We start from the raw sequence: 2,098 nt of genomic DNA, 5'->3' as shown, positions 1-2,098 counted from the left end.
CCTTTTGTATAATGGGTCAGCGACTTATTTTCAGTGGCGAGCTTAACCGAATAGGGGAGGCGTAGCGAAAGCGAGTCTTAATAGGGCGTCTAGTCGCTGGGAATAGACCCGAAACCGGGCGATCTATCCATGGGCAGGTTGAAGGTTGGGTAACACTAACTGGAGGACCGAACCGACTACCGTTGAAAAGTTAGCGGATGACCTGTGGATCGGAGTGAAAGGCTAATCAAGCTCGGAGATAGCTGGTTCTCCTCGAAAGCTATTTAGGTAGCGCCTCATGTATCACTGTAGGGGGTAGAGCACTGTTTCGGCTAGGGGGTCATCCCGACTTACCAAACCGATGCAAACTCCGAATACCTACAAGTGCCGAGCATGGGAGACACACGGCGGGTGCTAACGTCCGTCGTGAAAAGGGAAACAACCCAGACCGTCAGCTAAGGTCCCAAAGTTATGGTTAAGTGGGAAACGATGTGGGAAGGCTTAGACAGCTAGGAGGTTGGCTTAGAAGCAGCCACCCTTTAAAGAAAGCGTAATAGCTCACTAGTCGAGTCGGCCTGCGCGGAAGATGTAACGGGGCTCAAACCATACACCGAAGCTACGGGTATCACGCAAGTGATGCGGTAGAGGAGCGTTCTGTAAGCCTGTGAAGGTGAGTTGAGAAGCTTGCTGGAGGTATCAGAAGTGCGAATGCTGACATGAGTAACGACAATGGGTGTGAAAAACACCCACGCCGAAAGACCAAGGTTTCCTGCGCAACGTTAATCGACGCAGGGTTAGTCGGTCCCTAAGGCGAGGCTGAAAAGCGTAGTCGATGGAAAACAGGTTAATATTCCTGTACTTCTGGTTATTGCGATGGAGGGACGGAGAAGGCTAGGCCAGCTTGGCGTTGGTTGTCCAAGTTTAAGGTGGTAGGCTGGAATCTTAGGTAAATCCGGGATTCTAAGGCCGAGAGCTGATGACGAGTTACCCTTTGGGTGACGAAGTGGTTGATGCCATGCTTCCAAGAAAAGCTTCTAAGCTTCAGGTAACCAGGAACCGTACCCCAAACCGACACAGGTGGTTGGGTAGAGAATACCAAGGCGCTTGAGAGAACTCGGGTGAAGGAACTAGGCAAAATGGCACCGTAACTTCGGGAGAAGGTGCGCCGGTGAGGGTGAAGCACTTGCTGCGTAAGCCCACGCCGGTCGAAGATACCAGGCCGCTGCGACTGTTTATTAAAAACACAGCACTCTGCAAACACGAAAGTGGACGTATAGGGTGTGACGCCTGCCCGGTGCCGGAAGGTTAATTGATGGGGTTAGCTAACGCGAAGCTCTTGATCGAAGCCCCGGTAAACGGCGGCCGTAACTATAACGGTCCTAAGGTAGCGAAATTCCTTGTCGGGTAAGTTCCGACCTGCACGAATGGCGTAACGATGGCGGCGCTGTCTCCACCCGAGACTCAGTGAAATTGAAATCGCTGTGAAGATGCAGTGTATCCGCGGCTAGACGGAAAGACCCCGTGAACCTTTACTATAGCTTTGCACTGGACTTTGAATTTGCTTGTGTAGGATAGGTGGGAGGCTTTGAAGCGTGGACGCCAGTTCGCGTGGAGCCATCCTTGAAATACCACCCTGGCAACTTTGAGGTTCTAACTCAGGTCCGTTATCCGGATCGAGGACAGTGTATGGTGGGTAGTTTGACTGGGGCGGTCTCCTCCTAAAGAGTAACGGAGGAGTACGAAGGTGCGCTCAGACCGGTCGGAAATCGGTCGTAGAGTATAAAGGCAAAAGCGCGCTTGACTGCGAGACAGACACGTCGAGCAGGTACGAAAGTAGGTCTTAGTGATCCGGTGGTTCTGTATGGAAGGGCCATCGCTCAACGGATAAAAGGTACTCCGGGGATAACAGGCTGATACCGCCCAAGAGTTCATATCGACGGCGGTGTTTGGCACCTCGATGTCGGCTCATCACATCCTGGGGCTGAAGCCGGTCCCAAGGGTATGGCTGTTCGCCATTTAAAGTGGTACGCGAGCTGGGTTTAGAACGTCGTGAGACAGTTCGGTCCCTATCTGCCGTGGACGTTTGAGATTTGAGAGGGGCTGCTCCTAGTACGAGAGG

General features: G+C 52.6%; 1 rRNA gene. It reads left to right on the top strand.

Annotation, left to right across the window (positions count from 1 at the left end):
* Positions 1-2,098, top strand: a 23S ribosomal RNA gene (locus CFII68_RS0125705); the annotation flags it as partial.

The organism is Pseudomonas sp. CFII68, from assembly GCF_000416195.1.
GTDB lineage: Bacteria > Pseudomonadota > Gammaproteobacteria > Pseudomonadales > Pseudomonadaceae > Aquipseudomonas > Aquipseudomonas kilonensis.
Note: the sequence above shows the minus strand (reverse complement) of the source record. Positions and strands in the feature narration are given on the sequence as shown.